The organism is Streptomyces griseoloalbus (genome assembly GCA_014650015.1).
GTDB classification, from domain to species: Bacteria; Actinomycetota; Actinomycetes; order Streptomycetales; family Streptomycetaceae; genus Streptomyces; species Streptomyces griseoloalbus.
Genome location: BMUD01000020.1, coordinates 24,511 through 43,518 on the forward strand (window position 1 = coordinate 24,511; position 19,008 = coordinate 43,518).

Sequence of the window (19,008 nt, forward strand, 5' to 3'; positions counted from 1 at the left end):
GATGGTGACGTTCGCGCAGGCGCAGGAGCGCGCGGAGGAGTGGGTCAACGGGGATGTGCCGTCGTATCAGCATCGTGAGGTGCGGGTGCGGGAGTTCGACCTCGGGTTCGTGGTGTGGGCGGAGGACCGTTCGGACGGGCCCCGTTCGGACGGGGGTGCGCAGCGGCTGGTGATCGCCCGTGACAGCGGCGAGGCGTCGTTGTGGCCCGCGTTGCCGGTGGGTGAGGTGATCCGCCGGTACGAGGAGGAGTACGGGCGTGACGGTGCGGGACCGGAGCCGGCGGCGGCTCCTGCGGCGCGGGTGGATCTGAATCAGACGTCGTTCCTGTTGAGTCCGCCGGAGTGGTTGCAGGAGGCGGCGGACCGGCTGGGGATTCCGGATCGGCGGGGGGAGACGTCGGGTTCGGGTTCGGCGGGCACGGGCACGGGCTCGGGTTCGGGTTCGGGTTCGGCACCGGCGGAGGCGTCGGCTTCGGCTTCGGCGTCGGGGTCCGGTTCGGGTTCCGGGGCTCCCGCACCGGGTGCGCCTGCCGGGGCGGGGAGTGGCACCGCGTGGCCGGCCGCAGGGGGGAGCGGTTCCCAGGCGGGTGCCGGTGTGCCCGCCGGGGCGACTCCGTGGGCCGGTACGGACACCAACGCCGATGCCGGTGAGGACCGTTCCGTACCGCTGCCGCAGACCGTGTTCGCGCCGCAGTTGAGCGAGCCGGGCGAGGACACCCCGCCGCCCGCGGCGACGCCGCCGGAGGCGCAGACGGCGCTGATGTCGGGCGGCAGCGCGCTTCCGCCCACGGCTGTCGCGCCGGCGATCCGGGATCACGGTGCGGGGCGGGGGGCGCCGGGTACGCCGCAGTACGGCTATCCGCAGGGTCCGGGTGGTGCGCCCGGTACGCCTCCGCCGGGTGTGCCGACGCCGCCGGCCGGTACGGCACCTCCGGAGCGGCCGCTCCCGCCCCACGCCGGGGACATCGCCGACGCCGCGACCAGCAAGGCGACTCCGCCGCCGCGTCGCGGTGCGGGTGCGACGACTCCGCCTCCGCCGGGTGCCCCGGGGACTCCGGGTGCGCGTCCGGGGGGCGCGCCTGTGCCGCCGGGCGCTGCGGGTGCGCCGGGCAGCACGCCCCCGCCTCCGTCGGCCGCTCCGGCGGGCGGGTACGTCCCGACGCAGATGGTGTCGGCGCTCGGCCCGCAGCCGCCGGGGACCCCGACACCGCCGCCGGGTGTCCCGACGCCGCCGCCGGGGACCCCGACACCGCCGCCGGGTGTCCCGACGCCGCCGCCGGGGACCCCGACACCGCCGCCGGGTGTCCCGACGCCGCCGCCGGGGACCCCGACGCCGCCGCCCGGTGCGCCGAGTGCGCCCGGGGGTACGCCGCCCGGCGGTGTCCACCACGCCGCGACGATGTTCGCCGACCCGGGCGCGATGGGTCCGGGCGCACCTGGTGCTCCCGCGACGCCCCGGCCGCCGGGGCCTCCTGGGGTCCCGGGTGCCCCGGGTTCTCCCCAGCCGCCCGGGCCCCCTGGTGTTCCGGGTGCGCCCGGCGTCCCGGGGGCTCCCGGTGCGCCCGGTGCGCCCGGTGTCCCGGGCGGAACGGGAGGTGGCCGTGGACCGGTGCACCACGCGGAGACCGTGCTGGCCGCGCCGCCGGTCGGCGGGCCCGGTACGCCTCCGCCGCCGGCTCCCCCCGGTATGCCCGCCGCCGTTCCTCCCATGCCGCCCGGCGCGATGCCGCCCGGTACGCCTCCGCCGGGAGTGCCGGTCCCCGGTCATCCGCCGGCGTACGGCTATCCGCCGCAGCCCACCGGTCAGCCGACCGTCGGCCCCGGTTACCAGGCCGTGCTGCGCTACCGCGCGCAGGACGGTTCCGAGCAGCAGCTGATCCGGCGTTCGGCGCCGGGTACGCCGCATCCGGAGTGGCAGATCTTCCATGAGCTGCGTGCCATGAACGTGCCGCCGGACCAGGTGCTGGAGCTGCACACGGAGCTGGAGTCGTGCGAGCTGCCGGGTGCGTACTGCGCGCGGATGATCCGGGAGCAGTGGCCGCAGGCGCGGATCACGAGCATCGCCCCGTACGGCACGGACCATGCGAGCCGGCAGCAGGGGATGCTGCAACTTCTCGCCCATCAGGGCGAGCTGCATCAGGTGGCGGACGGTCCGGCGCGTCCCGCACCGGTGCGCGCGCCGATCGTGCCGGTGCAGCCCGCGCCGCCGGTTCCGCCGGAGGCGATCGGGCAGGAGCTGGCGGGGACGTTCGGGCCGGGGGTGTTCCGGTTCGAGCAGGCGGCGGTGTCCCGGCAGGGTGTGCCGCCGATCGTGGCGCACACGCTGGTGGCGGCCGGGCTGCCGATGGACATGGGCCCGTTCTTCTGGGCGCAGGCCCAGCCGGGCCGTCCGGTGCCGACGCTGGCGGAGCTGGCGGCGGAGCGGGGTGTGCAGCCGGCTCCGGACGCGGGTTCGTACCTGGTGATGGGCAGCGACTTCGGCAGGGCGATCTGTGTGCAGTACGGCACGGCGAACATCGTCGCGGTGCCGGTGGAGGCGGGGCCGGGCGGTGCGCCCGTACCGCCGCAGTTCGTGAACACCGGTCTGCCGGAGTTCGCGCGCTGTCTTTCGCTGCTCGGCCGGATGTGGCGGCTGCGGTTCGGGCTGAACCAGGAGCAGGCGGGCCGGTGGACCGTCGATTTCCAGGGGCAGTTGGCCGCGCTGGACCCGGCGGCGCTGGGGTCGCCGGAGAGCTGGTGGTCGGTGCTGCTGGAGCAGATGTGGGACGGGCTGCTGTGACCCGTTGCCACTGAGACGCGTGTGACGCGAGAGCCGGGCCCGGTCGGCGGAACGACCGGGCCCGGCTTTTGCGTGCCCTCTTCGCGGAGTGTCGCGTTATGAACACTTCCTTGTGATCCATCAAGATGTGCGCGATTCATCCCATTTCGTGCTCGGTCATGGTGCTGGGCTTCGTGTCCGTCGGTGGAGAGGGGTTCCAGGGTGAGCAGCACATCGGTGTCGTCGCAGGGCTTCGAGGTCGTACGGGGGCGCGGCTACCGCCCCTTGCAGGTGATCGCGTACGTCGAGGCCCTCTCGGGGGATCGTGACGCCGCCTGGGAGCGGGCCGCGCGGCTCACCGTGCTCGCCCGGGAGATGGAGGAGGAGCTGGTGCTGCTGCGGGAGCGGGTGGCGGGGCTGGCTCCCCAGACGTACGAGTCGCTGGGGGAGAGCGCGCGCCGGCTGTTCGAGCTGGCCCAGGAGGAAGCGGTGGCCGTACGGGAGGCGGCGCGGCAGCAGGCGCAGGACGTCACGGACCTGGCGCAGGACGACGCGACCGGCGTGCGGGAGGCCGCGCAGGCGTACGCCGACACGGTGCGCGCCGACGCCGACGAACACGCCCGGCAGCGGCTGCTCGCCGCCCGCGCGGAGGCCGACGACATCCGGATCGGGGCCCGGCTCGAGGTGAAGGAACGGCGCGGGGAGATGCTGGCGGAGCTGCGGGAGACGCGGCAGCGCACCTCCGAGATGCTCGCCGAGCGGGCCGAGGAGCAGGCACGGCGGCTGGACGAGGTGGAGCGGGAGGAGGCCGCACGCGGGGCCGCGCTGGCTGCTCGTCACGCGGAGGCGGAGGCACGCGCCGAGAAGGTGCTGGCCGAGGCCCGGCAGGTCTTCGCCGACGCGGAGGAATCGGCCCGGCGCCGCGCGGAGGAGGCACGGGAGCGCGCGGCGGAGGTGCTGGCCGAGGCGCGCGTCCGCGCGGAGGGCATCGCGCGGGAGACCGAGCGGGTGCTGCGCGACCACGCCGAGACGCGGGAGAGCGTCCAGACGCACATGGACCACGTGTGCGCCAGCCTCAGCGCGCTGACCGGCCGGGTGGTGGAGTGAGCCGGCCCTGGACAGGGGGCCTCCGGCCGCTCGCGGGTCCTGCCCGGGTGTCGAGCCGTCCGTGTGTCGAGCCGTCTGGGTGTCGAGCCGTCCGTGTGTCGAGCCGTCTGGTGCCGAGCCGTCCGGGTGCGCGGCCGCCACCGGTGCGGTATCGGCCGCGCGGTCACGGGGCTTCGCAGCGGGTTCCCTCGCAGCGGCTTCCCATCGGCTCCCGTCGCGGACGGGCCGTCACGGCAAGCGTTCCTGCTGGTCCTTGAGGAGCGGGAACCTGCGCGGTGCGAGCACCAGCAGGACGAGGAGCGCCAGTGCCGCCGCGCCCGCCGCGCCGAGGTAGACCGCGTGCACGGCGTCCGCGACGGCCCGGCGGGTCGCCTCGGGGACGGCGCCCGCGTCCAGCGCGTGGGTGACGGAGTCCAGGTCGTTCGCGCCGCCGAGGCGGGCGGCCAGGACGCCGTTGGCGACCGCGCCGAAGAGAGCCGCCCCCACGGTCTGGCCGGTCTGCCGGCAGAAGAGGATCGACGCGGTCGCCGTGCCGCGTTCCTCCCATGCCACCGACGACTGCACCCCGATGATCAGGGGGAGTTGGAACAGGCCGAGCGCCGCGCCCAGCAGACACATCAGCAGGGCCGGCTGCCACGCCTGGCCGGGGTAGGGGAGGAAGGGGAAGGCGAAGAGGACGAGCGCGGCCGTGCCGATGCCGATCATCGCCGTGTTGCGGAACCCGATGCGGCGGTACACGTGCTGGCTCAGGGCGGCCGAGATCGGCCAGGTCAACGTCCATACGGAGAGCACGAATCCGGCGGCCACGGGCGCGAGGCCGAGCACCGACTGCGCGTAGGTGGGCAGGAAGACGGTCGGGGCGACCATGAGCAGACCCAGCGCGCCCAGCGCCAGATTCACCGCGAGGATCGTCCGGCGGCGCCACACCCAGCCGGGGATGATCGGCTCCGCCGCACGGTGTTCCACCACGATGACGACGGCAAGGAGCGCGATCCCCGCCGCGAACAGGGCGAGTGACGGGGCGGACAGCCAGGGCCAGGCGACCCCGCCCTGCACGAGAGCGGTGAGCAGGACGCCGCCGCAGGCGAAGACCGCGCACGCGCCCGCCCAGTCCACCCGCGCGGGACGGCGGTTCTCCCGCCGGGGTTCGTGCAGGTGACGGACGATCAGCCACAACGCCACGGCGCCCACGGGCAGGTTGACGAGGAAGATCCAGCGCCAGTCGGCGTAACCGGCGAGCACCCCGCCGATGCCGGGACCGGCCACCGCGGAGACCGCCCACACCGTGGACAGCCGGGCCTGGATCCTCGGGCGCTCCTCCAGCGGGTACAGGTCGGCGGCGAGCGTCTGGACCGTGCCCTGGAGGGCGCCGCCGCCCAGCCCCTGCACCACACGGAACGCGATGAGCGCGGCCATGTTCCAGGCCAGCGCGCACAGCAGCGAACCCAGCAGGAACAGCGCGGCGCCCGCGACGAGGACCGGTTTGCGGCCGAAGGTGTCGGAGAGCTTGCCGTAGACCGGCAGGGAGACCGTCACGGCCAGCAGGTAGCCGGAGAAGAGCCAGGAGAAGTAGGAGAACCCGCCGAGGTCGCCGACGATCTGGGGGACGGCCGTGGAGACGATGGTGGAGTCGAGTGCCGCCAGCGCCATCGCGAGCATCAGCGCGGCGACGACGGCTGTGCGCCGCCCGGCCGCCGCGGCGTGCGCGCTGTCGCGTGTCACTGGTTCGGTGCTGCCCACCCGGGGTCCCTTCCTCGAGGTTTCGTGCCCCCTGCACATGTCTGCCGCGGACAGCTTCGCATTCGACCCTGACGCGGCGGGAGGGTGGAGCGTCGGGTGGGCCGTCAGGAGGAGACGACCCCGAGACGGACTCCACCCGTCGGTGGAGGGCCCCTAGGGGGACCTCCGTACTACGGCTCGGGGAGGGTTCGTACCGGCGGAGGACGAGAGACGGGGGCGGTCGTCCTTAACCTGGCTTTATGCCGCCGGGGGGCGGTTGAGCGCAGTACCGGGGGTGGGGTTTTCCTCAGGAAAAGACTGCGCTGAACACCAGGGCGCTCGAACCCTGTCCACCGCGAGACTGAAGCCCGTCGCACGAACACGCACCGAGCGGCCGCCGGCAGGACCGCGGCCGCCGGGGCACCGCTTTCACTTGCTGACCGACATAGGAGACTTACCGTGACATCGGCTGTGACCATTCCCAGGCACGGGGGCACTGGAGGGCGTACGGCCGTTGCCGCGCGGGCGCGGCAGGTCGTGAAGGCGTACGGGTCCGGGGAGACCCGTGTCGTCGCCCTCGACCACGTCGACGTGGACATCGCCCGCGGCCAGTTCACCGCGATCATGGGCCCCTCGGGGTCCGGCAAGTCCACGCTGATGCACTGCCTGGCCGGGCTCGACACCGTCACCGGCGGTCGGATTTATCTGGACGAGACCGAGATCACCGGTCTGAAGGACAAGAAGCTCACGCGGCTGCGCCGGGACCGGATCGGGTTCATCTTCCAGGCGTACAACCTGCTGCCGACGCTGAACGCGATCGAGAACATCACGCTGCCCATGGACATCGCCGGCCGCAAGCACGACCGGGCGTGGCTGGACCGGGTCGTGGAGACCGTCGGGCTCGCCGGGCGGCTGAAGCACCGGCCGACGCAGTTGTCCGGTGGTCAGCAGCAGCGGGTCGCCGTGGCGCGGGCGCTGGCGGCCCGGCCGGAGATCATCTTCGGTGACGAGCCGACCGGAAACCTCGACTCGCGCGCGGGCGCCGAGGTGCTCGGCTTCCTGCGCCGCTCGGTGGACGAGCTGGGCCAGACCATCGTGATGGTCACCCACGACCCGGTCGCCGCCTCCTACGCGGACCGGGTGCTGTATCTCGCCGACGGCCGGATCGTCGACGAGATGCACCAGCCGACGGCCGAGCAGGTCCTGGACCGCATGAAGGACTTCGACGCCCGGGGGCGCACGTCATGACCGTCTGGAAGACCTCGATGCGCAACGTCCTCGCGCACAAGGGGCGGATGGCGCTGTCCGCGGTGGCGGTGCTGCTGTCGGTGGCGTTCGTGTGCGGGACGCTGGTGTTCACGGACACCATGAACACGACGTTCGACAAGCTGTTCGCGGCCACGTCGTCGGACGTCACGGTGAGCGCCAAGGGCGCCTCCGACAGTGGTGAGACGACCTCCGACACCGGCAAGCCGCCGGTGATGCCGGCCTCCGTGCTCGGTGAGGTGCGGGGCGCGGACGGCGTGAAGTCGGCCGAGGGCACGGTGTTCTCCACCTCGGTGACCGTCGTCGACGGCGACAAGGACAAGCTGTCGCCGACCAGCGGCGCCCCGACCATCGTCGGCAGCTGGAACAGCAACGAGGCGCGCACCATGAGGATCACCTCCGGCGCGGCGCCGAAGGGCGCCGAGCAGGTGATGGTGGACGCCGACACCGCCGACAAGCACGACCTGAAGCTCGGGGACGGGATATCCGTCATCACCGCGGTCGGCACGCACACCGCGAAGATCTCCGGTATCGCCGACTTCACCGTCACCAACCCCGGTGCCGCGATCTTCTACCTGGACACGAAGACCGCGCAGCGGACCCTGGTCGGTGAGAGCGGCGTCTACACCAACGTCAACGTCACCGCCGCGGCCGGCGTCAGTGACGCCCGGCTGAAGAAGAGCGTGGTGGCCGCGCTCGGCGGCGACTACAAGGTGCAGACCGCCGAGGAGACGGCGGAGGCCAACCAGAAGAGCGTCGAGGGCTTCATGAACGTCATGAAGTACGCGATGCTCGGCTTCGCCGGGATCGCCTTCCTCGTCGGCATCTTCCTGATCATCAACACCTTCTCCATGCTGGTCGCCCAGCGCACCCGGGAGATCGGTCTGATGCGGGCGATCGGTTCGTCCCGCAAGCAGGTCAACCGCTCGGTGCTGGTCGAGGCGCTGCTGCTCGGGGTGTTCGGCTCGGTCCTCGGTGTCGGCGCGGGCGTCGGTCTCGCGGTCGGCCTGATGAAGCTCATGGGCATGATGGGCATGGACCTGTCCACAAACGACCTCACGGTGGCCTGGACGACCCCGGCGCTCGGACTGCTCCTCGGTGTGGTCGTCACCGTGCTCGCCGCCTATCTGCCCGCCCGGCGGGCCGGCAGGATCTCCCCGATGGCCGCGCTGCGCGACGCCGGTACCCCGGCGGACGGCAGGGCCGGCTTGATACGGGGCGCGATCGGCCTGGTCCTCACCGGCGCCGGCGGCTTCTCCCTCTACCTGGCGGGCGCCGCGGACAAGGCCACGGACGGTTCCCTGTGGCTGGGTCTGGGCGTGGTGCTGTCCCTGATCGGGTTCGTCGTCATCGGTCCGGTGCTGGCGAGCGGCGTGGTCCGGGTGCTCGGCGCGATCCTGCTGCGCGCCTTCGGCCCCGTCGGCCGCATGGCGGAGCGCAACGCCCTGCGCAACCCGCGCCGCACCGGCGCGACGGGCGCCGCGCTGATGATCGGCCTCGCCCTGGTGGCCTGTCTGTCGGTGGTCGGCTCCTCCATGGTGGCCTCCGCCACCGACGAGCTCGACAAGGCCGTCGGCACGGACTTCATCATCCAGTCCGACAACGGCCAGCTGATCACTCCGCAGGCCGTCGAGGCCGCGAAGTCGGCGCCGGGGGTCGACCGGGTCACCGAGTACAAGTGGACCGAGGCCGACTTCACCACGCCCGACGGCAAGACGCTGAAGGAGACGGCGATCACGGCGGCCGACCCGACGTACGCGACCGACCTGCGGGTCGAGACGGTGGCCGGGAAGCTGAGCGACGCCTACCGGCCCGACTCGATGTCCGTCCACGAGGACTTCGCGAAGGACCACGGCATCGGCATCGGCTCGAAGATCGAGATCGCGTTCAAGGACGGCTCGACGGGCGCGCTGACGGTCCGGGCGATCACCAGCAGTGAGGCCGTCGTCGACTCCGGCGCGATGTACACGTCCATCGACACCCTCGCCACGTACGTGCCGGCCGACAAGATGCCGCTGGACATGCTGCTCTTCGTTTCGGCGAAGGACGGGCAGCAGGAGGCCGCGTACACGTCGCTGAAGGACTCGCTGCACGACTACCCGCAGTACACCGTGCGCGACCAGACCGACTACAAGGAAGCGCTGAAGGACCAGATCGGTCAGCTGCTGAACATGATCTACGGTCTGCTGGCCCTGGCGATCGTCGTCGCGATCCTCGGTGTGGTGAACACCCTGGCCCTGTCGGTGGTGGAGCGCACCCGGGAGATCGGCCTGATGCGGGCCATCGGCCTCTCGCGCCGGCAGCTGCGCCGCATGATCCGCATGGAGTCGGTCGTGATCGCCCTCTTCGGTGCCCTGCTGGGCCTGGGGCTGGGCATGGGCTGGGGCGCCACCGCGCAGCAGCTGCTCGCCCTGGAGGGCCTGAAGGTCCTCGACATCCCGTGGCCGACGATCATCGGCGTGTTCATCGGCTCGGCCTTCGTGGGCCTGTTCGCGGCCCTGGTCCCGGCCTTCCGCGCCGGCCGCATGAACGTCCTGAACGCCATCGCCACCGACTAGCCACCGCATACGGGGGTTGCGGGGGAACACCCGGCGCCGGGACGTCCTACGGGATGTCCCGGCGCCGGGACGTCTTCTGCCGGTGCCCGGCCGCGCGACGCGGCGAGTGGGGGACGGGAGTTCCCGGCTGCCCGTCCGGCGTTCGAGGGCCGTGCAGGGCCGAACGGGGCTCCCAGGGGGCGCAGCCCCCTGGGAGGGTGAGCACCGGGACGCCTCACCAGTCGACGGACGTTGTCCACAGCCCCGGCGCCCGCGAGCGCAGCGTCGTACGCTGGAGACCCCCGGCCCGCGGCGCGCGTCGGGCCCGTCGTGTTGCACACCCCCGGACGGAAAGCACCCCGAATGAGCTTGCACGGTCTGCTCGACGCCGTCGTCAAGGACACCGCCCTCGCGGAAGCGATCTCCGCGGCTGCCGACGGCAACCGCATGCACGTCGACCTGGTCGGCCCGCCCTCGGCCCGTCCCTTCGCGGTCGCCGCCCTCGCCCGGGACACCGGCCGCCCCGTCCTGGCGGTGACGGCGACCGGACGCGAGGCGGAGGACCTGGCGGCGGCCCTGCGCTCACTGCTCCCGCCGGAGGGGGTCGTGGAGTACCCGTCCTGGGAGACGCTGCCGCACGAGCGGCTCAGCCCGCGCAGCGACACCGTCGGCCGCCGCCTGGCCGTACTGCGCCGCCTGGTCCACCCCCGCCCCGACGACCCCGACACCGGTCCGGTCTCCGTCGTCGTCGCGCCCGTGCGCTCGGTGCTCCAGCCGCAGGTCAAGGGCCTGGGCGAGCTGGAGCCGGTCTCCCTGCGGACCGGTCAGGCCGCCGACCTGAACGAGATCGTCGAAGCCCTCGCCGCCGCCGCGTACGCCCGCGTGGAGCTGGTCGAGAAGCGCGGTGAGTTCGCCGTACGCGGCGGCATCCTCGACGTGTTCCCACCGACCGAGGAACACCCCTTGCGCGTCGAGTTCTGGGGCGACGACGTCGAGGAGATCCGCTACTTCAAGGTCGCCGACCAGCGCTCCCTGGAGGTCGCCGAGCACGGCCTGTGGGCCCCGCCGTGCCGCGAGCTGCTGCTCACCGACGACGTGCGGGAGCGCGCGCGGGTCCTCGCCGAACAGCACCCGGAGCTGGGCGAACTGCTCGGCAAGATCGCCGAGGGCATCGCGGTCGAGGGCATGGAGTCCCTGGCCCCCGTCCTCGTCGACGACATGGAGCTGCTGCTGGACGTGCTGCCCAAGGGCGCCATGGCCGTCGTGTGCGACCCGGAGCGGGTGCGCACGCGCGCGTCGGACCTGGTGGCCACCTCGCAGGAGTTCCTGCAGGCCTCCTGGGCGGCCACCGCGGGCGGCGGTGAGGCACCCATCGACGTCGACGCGGCCTCCCTGTGGTCCATCGCGGACGTCCGTGACCGGGCCCGCGAGCTGGACATGATGTGGTGGTCGGTGTCGCCGTTCGCCGCCGACGAGGAGCTCACGGGGACATTCGCCGCCGACGCGGTGGGCGACACCCTCAAGCTCGGCATGCACGCCCCCGAGAGCTACCGCGGTGACACCGCGCGGGCGCTCGCCGACACCAAGGGCTGGCTCGCCGACGGCTGGCGCACCGTGTTCGTCACCGAGGGCCACGGCCCGGCCGCCCGCACCGTCGAGGTGCTGGGGGGCGAGGGCATCGCGGCCCGCCTCGACACCGACCTCGGTGAGATCACCCCGTCCGTCGTGCACGTCGCGTGCGGCTCCATCGACCTCGGCTTCGTCGACCCGGCGCTCAGGCTCGCCGTGCTCACCGAGACCGACCTGACCGGCCAGAAGGCCTCCGGCCGCGAGGGCGCCCGGATGCCGGCCCGGCGCCGCAAGACCATCGACCCGCTCACCCTGGAGCCGGGCGACTACATCGTCCACGAGCAGCACGGCGTGGGCCGCTACATCGAGATGGTGCAGCGCACCGTGCAGGGCGCCACCCGCGAGTACCTGGTCGTGGAGTACGCCCCCGCCAAGCGCGGCCAGCCGGGCGACCGGCTGTACATCCCCACCGACCAGCTGGAGCAGATCACCAAGTACGTCGGCGGCGAGGCCCCCACCCTGCACCGTCTGGGCGGCGCCGACTGGACCAAGACCAAGGCGCGCGCGAAGAAGGCGGTCAAGGAGATCGCCGCCGACCTGATCAGGCTCTACAGCGCCCGGATGGCCGCCCCCGGCCACGCCTTCGGCGCCGACTCGCCCTGGCAGCGCGAGCTGGAGGACGCCTTCCCCTACGTGGAGACCCCCGACCAGCTCACCACCATCGCCGAGGTCAAGGAGGACATGGAGAAGTCGGTCCCGATGGACCGTCTGATCTGCGGCGACGTCGGCTACGGCAAGACCGAGATCGCGGTGCGGGCCGCCTTCAAGGCCGTCCAGGACGGCAAGCAGGTCGCCGTGCTCGTCCCCACGACCCTGCTGGTGCAGCAGCACTTCGGCACGTTCAGCGAGCGGTACGCGCAGTTCCCGGTCAACGTGCGGGCGCTGTCCCGGTTCCAGACCGACACCGAGGCCAAGGCGGTCCTGGAGGGCCTGCGCGAGGGCTCGGTGGACGTCGTCATCGGCACCCACCGCCTCTTCTCCTCCGAGACGAAGTTCAAGGACCTGGGCCTGGTCATCGTCGACGAGGAGCAGCGCTTCGGCGTCGAGCACAAGGAGCAGCTGAAGAAGCTGCGCGCCAACGTCGACGTACTGACCATGTCCGCCACGCCGATCCCGCGCACCCTGGAGATGGCGGTCACCGGCATCCGCGAGATGTCGACGATCACCACCCCGCCGGAGGAGCGCCACCCGGTGCTCACCTTCGTGGGTCCCTACGAGCAGAAGCAGATCGGCGCCGCCATCCGCCGCGAACTGCTGCGCGAGGGCCAGGTCTTCTACATCCACAACCGCGTCGAGTCCATCGACCGCGCGGCGGCCCGGCTGCGCGAGATCGTCCCCGAGGCGCGGATCGCCACCGCCCACGGCCAGATGTCGGAGTCGGCGCTGGAGCAGGTCGTCGTCGACTTCTGGGAGAAGAGGTTCGACGTGCTGGTGTCGACGACCATCGTCGAGTCCGGCATCGACATCTCCAACGCCAACACCCTGATCGTCGAGCGCGGCGACAACTTCGGCCTCAGCCAGCTCCACCAGCTGCGCGGCCGCGTCGGACGAGGCCGGGAGCGCGGCTACGCGTACTTCCTGTACCCGCCGGAGAAGCCGCTCACCGAGACCGCGCACGAGCGCCTCGCGACCATCGCCCAGCACACCGAGATGGGCGCGGGCATGTACGTGGCGATGAAGGACCTGGAGATCCGCGGCGCCGGAAACCTCCTCGGCGGCGAGCAGTCAGGTCATATCGCGGGCGTCGGCTTCGACCTGTACGTGCGGATGGTCGGCGAGGCGGTCGCGGACTACCGGCGCCAGCTGGAGACGGGCGAGATCGAGGAGGAGCCGCCGCTCGAGGTCAAGATCGAGCTGCCCGTCGACGCGCACGTCCCGCACGACTACGCGCCCGGCGAGCGGCTGCGTCTCCAGGCGTACCGCGCGATCGCCTCCGCCAACACCGAGGACGACATCAAGGCCGTCCGCGAGGAACTCGTCGACCGCTACGGCAAGTTGCCGGAGCCGGTGGAGAACCTGCTGCTGGTGGCGGGCCTGCGGATGCTGGCCCGCGCGTGCGGCGTCGGCGAGGTCGTGCTCCAGGGCAGCAACATCCGGTTCGCGCCGGTGGAGTTGCGCGAGTCGCAGGAGCTGCGCCTGAAGCGCCTGTACCCGGGCACGGTCATCAAGCCTGCCGCCCACCAGGTGCTGGTCCCGCGCCCGAAGACCGCGAAGGTGGGCGGGAAGCCGCTGGTCGGACGGGACCTGCTCGGCTGGGTCGGGGAGTTCCTGACGACGGTGCTGGGTTCCTGACGCCGGTTTTGGGTTCCTGCATTACGGGTCATGGACTCCTGGCCACGGTCATGGAGTCGCGGCCACGGTCATGGAGTCCTGACCACGGCCGTGGAGTCGCGGCCACGGTCATGGAGTCCTGACTACGGCCGTGGAGTCGCGGCCACGGTCATGGAGTCCTGACCACGGCCGTGGAGTCGCGGCCACGGTCACGGAGTCCTGACTACGGCCATGGAGTCGCGGCCACGGTCACGGAGTCCTGACTACGGTCATGAATTCCTGACGACGGTGACGGTCCGGGTTCCCGGCGCATGCGTACACAGGAAACCGTCCACGGCAGGCAGAGGGTGCCGTGGACGGCCCTGACGGGTGCGCGAGGCGTTACGGCTGGTCGGGGCGATCGCGGTCCATGCCGAGCCGGCGTTCGGCCTGCTGCTGCCCGGTGTCGATCTGTTCCTCGTACTTGCCGCCGGTCCTCTCGTTCATTTTCCGTTCCGCGGCGTCCGAAGCCTGCTTGGCCTTCTCACGCGCCGCCTTGTTGCTCTTGAACTTGTCGAGGATGCCCATCCAGAGCTCCTTCCGGAGTGACTCAGAACCGACGATACGCGCGGTTCGCGAGGAATGCCCAAATAGCCCTGATGTGGTCTGGACCACTCGCGATCTGTCGTTCGCTACGGTGAGATGCGGGGTCGGCCCGCCCTCGCCGGGGCAGGGAACAGGAGAACAAGGGAGGGGCGCGGTGACGCGACACATGGGGTGGGGCGGAAGAGCCCGGCGTACGGGGCCGGCGGTGATCGCGGCGGTGGCTCTCCTCACCGGCTGTGAGGTGGTCCCGGACGCGGATACCCCCGCCGGAGTCGGAAGCGGGGGCGCCGCCTTGGACGGTCGTGCCGTCAGCCCGCTGGGCAACCCCGACGGCACCGAGCCGGGCCTCGCACCCCTGACCGGCGAGACGGACCGGGCCGCGGCCGTCGACCTCATCGGGAAGGTGGCGACCAAGGGCCGCGGACCGAGGACGGGCTACGACCGCGACGAGTTCGGCTACGCCTGGAAGGACACGGCCGACGGGGTCCCCCTGGCGAGGAACGGCTGCGACACCCGAAACGATGTGCTCCGCCGCGACGGTCGGGACCTGCGCTTCCGGTCCGGTTCCGATTGTGTGGTGGTCGCCATGACCCTGGCCGATCCGTACACCGGGAAGACGATCGAGTGGCGCAAGCAGCAGGCCGCCGAGGTGCAGATAGACCACGTGGTGCCGCTCTCCTACAGCTGGCAGATGGGCGCCTCGCGCTGGGCGGAGGAGAAGCGGGAGCGGCTGGCGAACGACACGCTCAATCTGATCCCGGTCGAGGGCCGGGCCAACTCGGCCAAGGGGGACTCCGGTCCGGCGTCCTGGCTCCCCCCGGACAAGGGCATACGGTGCGCGTACGCGGTCCGCTTCGCCCAGGTCGCCCTCAAGTACGAGATGCCGGTCACGGCGCCCGACAAGCGGATGATGCTGCGGCAGTGCGGCGGCTGACCGGCGGCTGACCAGTGGTCGAGCGGCGGCTCGGCGGGGCTCGGCGGCGGGACATCGCTTCCCCGCCCACTGGGCCCGGCCCGGTCTGCCCCACGGCCCCTGACCGCGCGTCCATGCCCGGGCGGGTGCCACCGCCGAGTCCGTGCCACACGCGTCCATGACGGTCTCCGTCCCGCTCGCGGACCGGCGCCGCTGGACGGGGCTGCCGTTCGACACCGACGGCGCTGCCGAGGTGCCCGGCGCGCCGGTGCCGGTCCGGTGCGCTGCGAGGCGGAGCGGGGACACGAGACGCGGGTCGGGCCGAACGTATGGGTGCGGCACCCGCTGTGAGCCCCCGGGCACGTCAGCCCAGGGAGTCGACGTCCAGGACGTTGTCGGTGGGTTCGTCCACCGGGACCGGCTTGTCGTAGTCGCTGAAGGTGACCGAGCCCGGGTCGGTGGTGGACGTGCTGTCGATGCGCAGCACGTACGGCTCACCCTCGGTGGCGACGTACAGCGTGAAGCGGTCCTTGCCGTCCCGCGCCTCCAGCGTGAGCGCGGGCGTGCCGTCGACGGCCGTCGTCTTCCCGCGGGTGGCGTCCGAGTCGCCCTTCGCCGCGCCGCCGAGCACCAGGTCGAGGTCGCAGAAGCCGGCGATGTCCTCGGCGTCCGTGCCCTTGGCGGACATCTTGGTCCACTTCCCGGCCAGCAGGGCCACGGTCGCGTCCACGTCGGCCTTGGGCTCGCCCTCGCTCTGGGCCCGCAGGAACGCCTCGTCGTACTTCATGTAGAGGGTGTCGCCGGTCTTGATCAGCTCGGCCTCGCCCTGCTCGCCGAGACCCATCGTGCCGGCGCAGTCGCCCCGCTTGTCCAGGGCCATGTCGAGATGGATGGTGCCGCCGGTCTCGTCGTCGGGGATGTCACCCGTCATGCGCAGGGACGAGGCGTCGGTGGTGGCCTTCAGGGCCTTCTCGGCGATCTCGCCGCCGGTCAGCCCGGCGAAGGCTTCTTCCTTCGGCTTCTGGGAGCTTCTCGGCTCCTTCGTCGCGCTCTGCTCGGTCGAGTCGCGCGATGTGCTGCTGTTCGCCTTGTCCTCGCCGGCGCAGCCGGTGAGGACGGCGGTGGCCACGGCGGCGAGGCAGAGGCCGGCGAGTGCGGTGCGACGCATGACGGGTTCCCCCAGGGGTGAGCGTGGACGGAAGGTGAGCACAGATCAGAAGTTGCCGGTGCCGAGCAGTTCGCCCTCGGCGTCGTAGACGGTGACGAGGCCGTTCTCGCTCTGCTTCCAGTCGGCGAACGCGGAGGCGATGAGCTTGGCGGGGCCCGTGCCCTCACCCATGAGGCCGCCGGTGAAGTCGGTGAAGACGTCGGCCGAGTCGAGGATGTCGTTCTGCTCGTCGGCGCCCTGGACCTTGGTGACGTGCGCGACGGCCTCCTTCTCCGCGGCCGTTCCGTTCTTCTGCACGAACGCCTTGAACTGCTCGGCCTGGGACGCCTTCCCGGCTCCCTCGTCCTTGGCGGAGCCCGCGTCGGACCCGGCGTCGGACTTCGTGTCCGACTTGGCGCCGGACTGCTGGTCCGCGGATACCGACGAGCCCTTGTCGGCGCTTTGGCCGTCCGTGCCACCGGAGTTCGCCGAAACGGCACCGATGACGACGATCCCCACGACGGCGCCCAGCGCGATCTTGCTCTTCATGCCCATGGATGTGTCCCCTCCCAACGCGGCGACCGCCCTCTTTCGGCGGTCGCTCGTTCGCTGGGTCAATGAGAACAGACGCTGTGAACCGAGTCAACACGGTTCACAGGTAAGGATGGGTACACGGACGTGAACTTACGGATCTTGCGTACATCGGTATGCTCGTCGTCACACACGGAACAGAGGAAAGCGGGGCGGGGTGCCGGGCATGCAGGACAACGCGACAGAAGTGACCGCCGCCGGGATCGCACGGCTGGCCGGTGTCGGCCGCGCCGCCGTCAGCAACTGGCGCCGTCGGCACGCCGACTTCCCCAGGCCGGTCGGCGGCACCGAGACCAGCCCCTCGTTCGCGCTCCCCGAGGTCGAGGGCTGGCTGCGCCGGCACGGCAAGCTCGCCGAGGTCCCCCTCAAGGAGCGCGTCTGGCAGCAGCTCGCCGGCCACCCCGCGGGACCGGTCACCGCCCTCACCCACGCCGGCTGCGTCCTGCTGCTGATCCACGACCGTTCTCCCCTCTGGCTCGAAGTGAGCTCCGGCTCCGACGAGCGACTCGCCGCGATGCTGCCCTCGGCGCTGGAGCAGGTGCTCACACCGCGACTGGGTGAGGCGAACCGATCACGCGTGAACGGCGCGGGCACTGTGAACACCTCCGCGCACACCTCGGCCGCCCCCACCGCGGCGCTCACCGCCCCCGCAGCCCCCACCGCCTCCGCAACCCTCGCGGCCCTCGAACCCCCCACCGCCCCCCAGCTGCTCCCCTCCGCCCCCCTGCTCCGTGGCGTCGCCGAACTCGCCGCCGACTCGGGCGCCCGGCACACCTTCGAGTTCCTGCTCGGCCGGCACCTCGACGCCAACCCGCGCCAGTACACGCTCACCCCCGCCGACCTCTGCGGCCTCATGGCCGGCCTCGCCGGCCCGGCCCGCACCGTCCTCGACCCGGCCTGCGGCACCGGCGCCCTGCTGCGCTCCGTCACCTCGCGCCCCGGTCAGGAGCTCTACGCCCAGGACAGCGCCCCCGACCTCGCCGCACTCACCGCGCTCCGCCTCGCCCTGCACACCCGCGCCCCCGTGCACGCCGCCACAGGCGACACCTTGCGGGCCGACGCCCACTCGGCGGTGCGGGCCGACGCCGTGCTGTGCCACCCGCCGTTCAACGAGCGCAACTGGGGGCACGACGAACTCGCCTACGACCCGCGCTGGGAGTACGGCTTCCCGGCCCGCACCGAGTCGGAGCTGGCCTGGGTGCAGCACGCGCTCGCCCGACTGCGGGACGGCGGCGTCGCCGTCCTGCTGATGCCGCCCGCCGCCGCGTCCCGCCGCTCCGGCCGCCGGATCAGGGCCGACCTGCTGCGCCGGGGCGCCCTGCGCGCCGTCGTCGCCCTGCCGGTCGGCGCGGCACCCCCGTACAACATCCCGCTGCACCTGTGGGTGCTGCGCCGGCCCGAACAGGCGCCCGCCCAGCCGGAGGTGCTGCTCGCAGACGCCGGGCAGTTCGCCGGCGAGGGGCGCGGCGGCCCCGACTGGGCGGGGGTGCGGGAGACGGTTCTGGACGCGTGGCGCGCCTTCGACCGGGCCGGCCGGCTCGACGAACGGCCGGGACTGGCCCGCTCCGTGCCCGTCATCGAACTCCTCGACGACGACGTCGACCTCGCCCCGGCCCGGCATCTGCCGCCACCGGCCGCGGCGGACGGCGCCGGCCGGCTCTCCGACGTACGCGAACGCCTCGGCGAGACCCTGCGTCTGACCGCCCGGCTGACCCCGCCGCCCGTGGATCCCGCGCGGCCCGCCGCTCCCGGGCGCCTGCCCCTCACCACCGTCGGTGAACTCGCGCGCGGGGGCGCCCTGGTGATGCGTACGGGCGGAAACGGCGGCCACGCGCGCGTGCCCGTGCTCACCGACCACGACGTGCTCTCCGGAACTACCCCCTCCGGGACCCTGCCGGAGAGCGACGAGGAAGCGGTGCTCACCGAACCCGGCGACGTCGTCGTCCCCGTGCTCGGCGGAGGCTCGGTCGCGCGGGTGATCGACGAGACGACCGCCGGCGCCGCCCTGGGCCGCAACCTGGTGCTGCTGCGCCCCGACCCGGCGGCGCTCGACGCCTGGTTCCTCGCCGGTTTCCTGCGCGGCACCGCCAACAACCGCCAGGCCAGCAGCTACGCGTCCACCGCCACCCGGCTCGACGTACGCCGCCTCCAGCTGCCCCGGCTGCCGCCGGCCGAACAGCGGCGCTACGGCGCCCGGTTCCGGGCCCTCGACGCGTTCGAGCAGGCGCTCCGGCAGGCGGGCCGGCTCGGCGAGCAGCTCGTCCGGGGGATGTACGACGGTCTCACCGACGGGACGATCGACCCCGACGGGACGATCGACCCCGACGGGACGATCGACCCCGAGGGGACGGTCGCCACCGAGGGGACGGTCGCCACCGAGGGGACGGTCGCTCCCGACTGAGCCGGGACGACAACGGTTCGGTGCATCCGGGACCGGTTGTCCCCGTGGGCCTATACGCTCGGACTCTCAACCGAGATCCCATCG

At 72.5% G+C, this 19,008-nt stretch carries 11 protein-coding genes and 1 pseudogene; 8 read left to right on the plus strand and 4 right to left on the minus strand.

Annotated elements, in window-relative coordinates; all coding sequences use genetic code 11:
* Position 1: 1 nt before the first annotated feature.
* The gene (locus IE178_RS26420) at positions 2–2,779 is read left to right on the plus strand and encodes an SUKH-4 family immunity protein (protein ID WP_193514039.1); all 2,778 of its coding nucleotides are present in this window, start codon (positions 2–4) and stop codon (positions 2,777–2,779) included.
* Positions 2,780–2,980: 201 nt separating this feature from the next.
* Positions 2,981–3,865: a coiled-coil domain-containing protein gene (locus IE178_RS26425; RefSeq protein ID WP_318280257.1), complete on the plus strand. Its 885-nt coding sequence runs from the start codon at positions 2,981–2,983 to the stop codon at positions 3,863–3,865.
* 228 nt (positions 3,866–4,093) lie between these two features.
* Here IE178_RS26425 and IE178_RS26430 read toward each other — a convergent pair whose 3' ends face one another.
* A complete protein-coding gene (locus IE178_RS26430) occupies positions 4,094–5,644 on the minus strand; it encodes an MFS transporter (RefSeq protein WP_193514041.1) in 1,551 nt (516 codons plus the stop codon).
* Positions 5,645–6,043: 399 nt separating this feature from the next.
* Here IE178_RS26430 and IE178_RS26435 point away from each other — a divergent pair, with 399 nt between their 5' ends.
* From IE178_RS26435 to mfd, 3 genes are all read left to right on the plus strand, one after another.
* The gene (locus tag IE178_RS26435; RefSeq protein ID WP_184766016.1) at positions 6,044–6,832 is read left to right on the plus strand and encodes an ABC transporter ATP-binding protein; all 789 of its coding nucleotides are present in this window, start codon (positions 6,044–6,046) and stop codon (positions 6,830–6,832) included.
* On the plus strand, positions 6,829–9,408 hold the full coding sequence (locus tag IE178_RS26440; RefSeq protein ID WP_193514042.1) for an ABC transporter permease: 2,580 nt from the start codon (positions 6,829–6,831) through the stop codon (positions 9,406–9,408). The genes IE178_RS26435 and IE178_RS26440 overlap by 4 nt, the downstream gene beginning before the upstream one ends.
* 342 nt (positions 9,409–9,750) lie before the next feature.
* A complete protein-coding gene (gene mfd / locus IE178_RS26445) occupies positions 9,751–13,308 on the plus strand; it encodes a transcription-repair coupling factor (protein WP_184766014.1) in 3,558 nt (1,185 codons plus the stop codon).
* Between the two features lie 360 nt (positions 13,309–13,668).
* Here mfd and IE178_RS26450 read toward each other — a convergent pair whose 3' ends face one another.
* Positions 13,669–13,854 carry an antitoxin gene (locus IE178_RS26450; protein ID WP_184766013.1) on the minus strand — a complete coding sequence of 62 codons (186 nt, stop codon included), beginning with the start codon at positions 13,852–13,854 and terminating at the stop codon, positions 13,669–13,671.
* 184 nt (positions 13,855–14,038) lie between these two features.
* Between IE178_RS26450 and IE178_RS26455 the strand changes: the two genes are divergently transcribed.
* The gene (locus tag IE178_RS26455) at positions 14,039–14,806 is read left to right on the plus strand and encodes an HNH endonuclease family protein (protein ID WP_193514078.1); all 768 of its coding nucleotides are present in this window, start codon (positions 14,039–14,041) and stop codon (positions 14,804–14,806) included.
* 106 nt (positions 14,807–14,912) lie between these two features.
* Positions 14,913–15,136 (plus strand): annotated as a pseudogene (locus tag IE178_RS36995) (N-acetyltransferase); the annotation flags it as partial.
* 13 nt (positions 15,137–15,149) lie between these two features.
* Here the strand turns inward: IE178_RS36995 and IE178_RS26460 are convergent.
* Together IE178_RS26460 and IE178_RS26465 are read right to left on the minus strand one after the other, a co-directional pair.
* Positions 15,150–15,953 carry a hypothetical protein gene (locus IE178_RS26460; protein ID WP_193514043.1) on the minus strand — a complete coding sequence of 268 codons (804 nt, stop codon included), beginning with the start codon at positions 15,951–15,953 and terminating at the stop codon, positions 15,150–15,152.
* Positions 15,954–15,998: 45 nt separating this feature from the next.
* Positions 15,999–16,487: a hypothetical protein gene (locus IE178_RS26465; protein WP_184766011.1), complete on the minus strand. Its 489-nt coding sequence runs from the start codon at positions 16,485–16,487 to the stop codon at positions 15,999–16,001.
* A 202-nt stretch (positions 16,488–16,689) separates the two neighbouring features.
* On the opposite strand from IE178_RS26465, the gene IE178_RS26470 reads away from it, so the two are divergent.
* The gene (locus IE178_RS26470; protein WP_193514044.1) at positions 16,690–18,924 is read left to right on the plus strand and encodes an N-6 DNA methylase; all 2,235 of its coding nucleotides are present in this window, start codon (positions 16,690–16,692) and stop codon (positions 18,922–18,924) included.
* Positions 18,925–19,008: the final 84 nt, after the last annotated feature.

Excerpts from the sequence above, each read along its gene's own strand:
- IE178_RS26420 (WP_193514039.1), top strand. The coding sequence starts at position 2 with ATGGTGACGTTCGCGCAGGCGCAGGAGCGCGCGGAGGAGTGGGTCAAC.
- IE178_RS26430 (WP_193514041.1), bottom strand. The coding sequence starts at position 5,644 with ATGTGCAGGGGGCACGAAACCTCGAGGAAGGGACCCCGGGTGGGCAGC.
- IE178_RS26440 (WP_193514042.1), top strand. The coding sequence starts at position 6,829 with ATGACCGTCTGGAAGACCTCGATGCGCAACGTCCTCGCGCACAAGGGG.
- mfd (WP_184766014.1), top strand. The coding sequence starts at position 9,751 with ATGAGCTTGCACGGTCTGCTCGACGCCGTCGTCAAGGACACCGCCCTC.
- IE178_RS26450 (WP_184766013.1), bottom strand. The coding sequence starts at position 13,854 with ATGGGCATCCTCGACAAGTTCAAGAGCAACAAGGCGGCGCGTGAGAAG.
- IE178_RS26455 (WP_193514078.1), top strand. The coding sequence starts at position 14,039 with ATGGGGTGGGGCGGAAGAGCCCGGCGTACGGGGCCGGCGGTGATCGCG.
- IE178_RS26460 (WP_193514043.1), bottom strand. The coding sequence starts at position 15,953 with ATGCGTCGCACCGCACTCGCCGGCCTCTGCCTCGCCGCCGTGGCCACC.
- IE178_RS26465 (WP_184766011.1), bottom strand. The coding sequence starts at position 16,487 with ATGGGCATGAAGAGCAAGATCGCGCTGGGCGCCGTCGTGGGGATCGTC.
- IE178_RS26470 (WP_193514044.1), top strand. The coding sequence starts at position 16,690 with ATGCAGGACAACGCGACAGAAGTGACCGCCGCCGGGATCGCACGGCTG.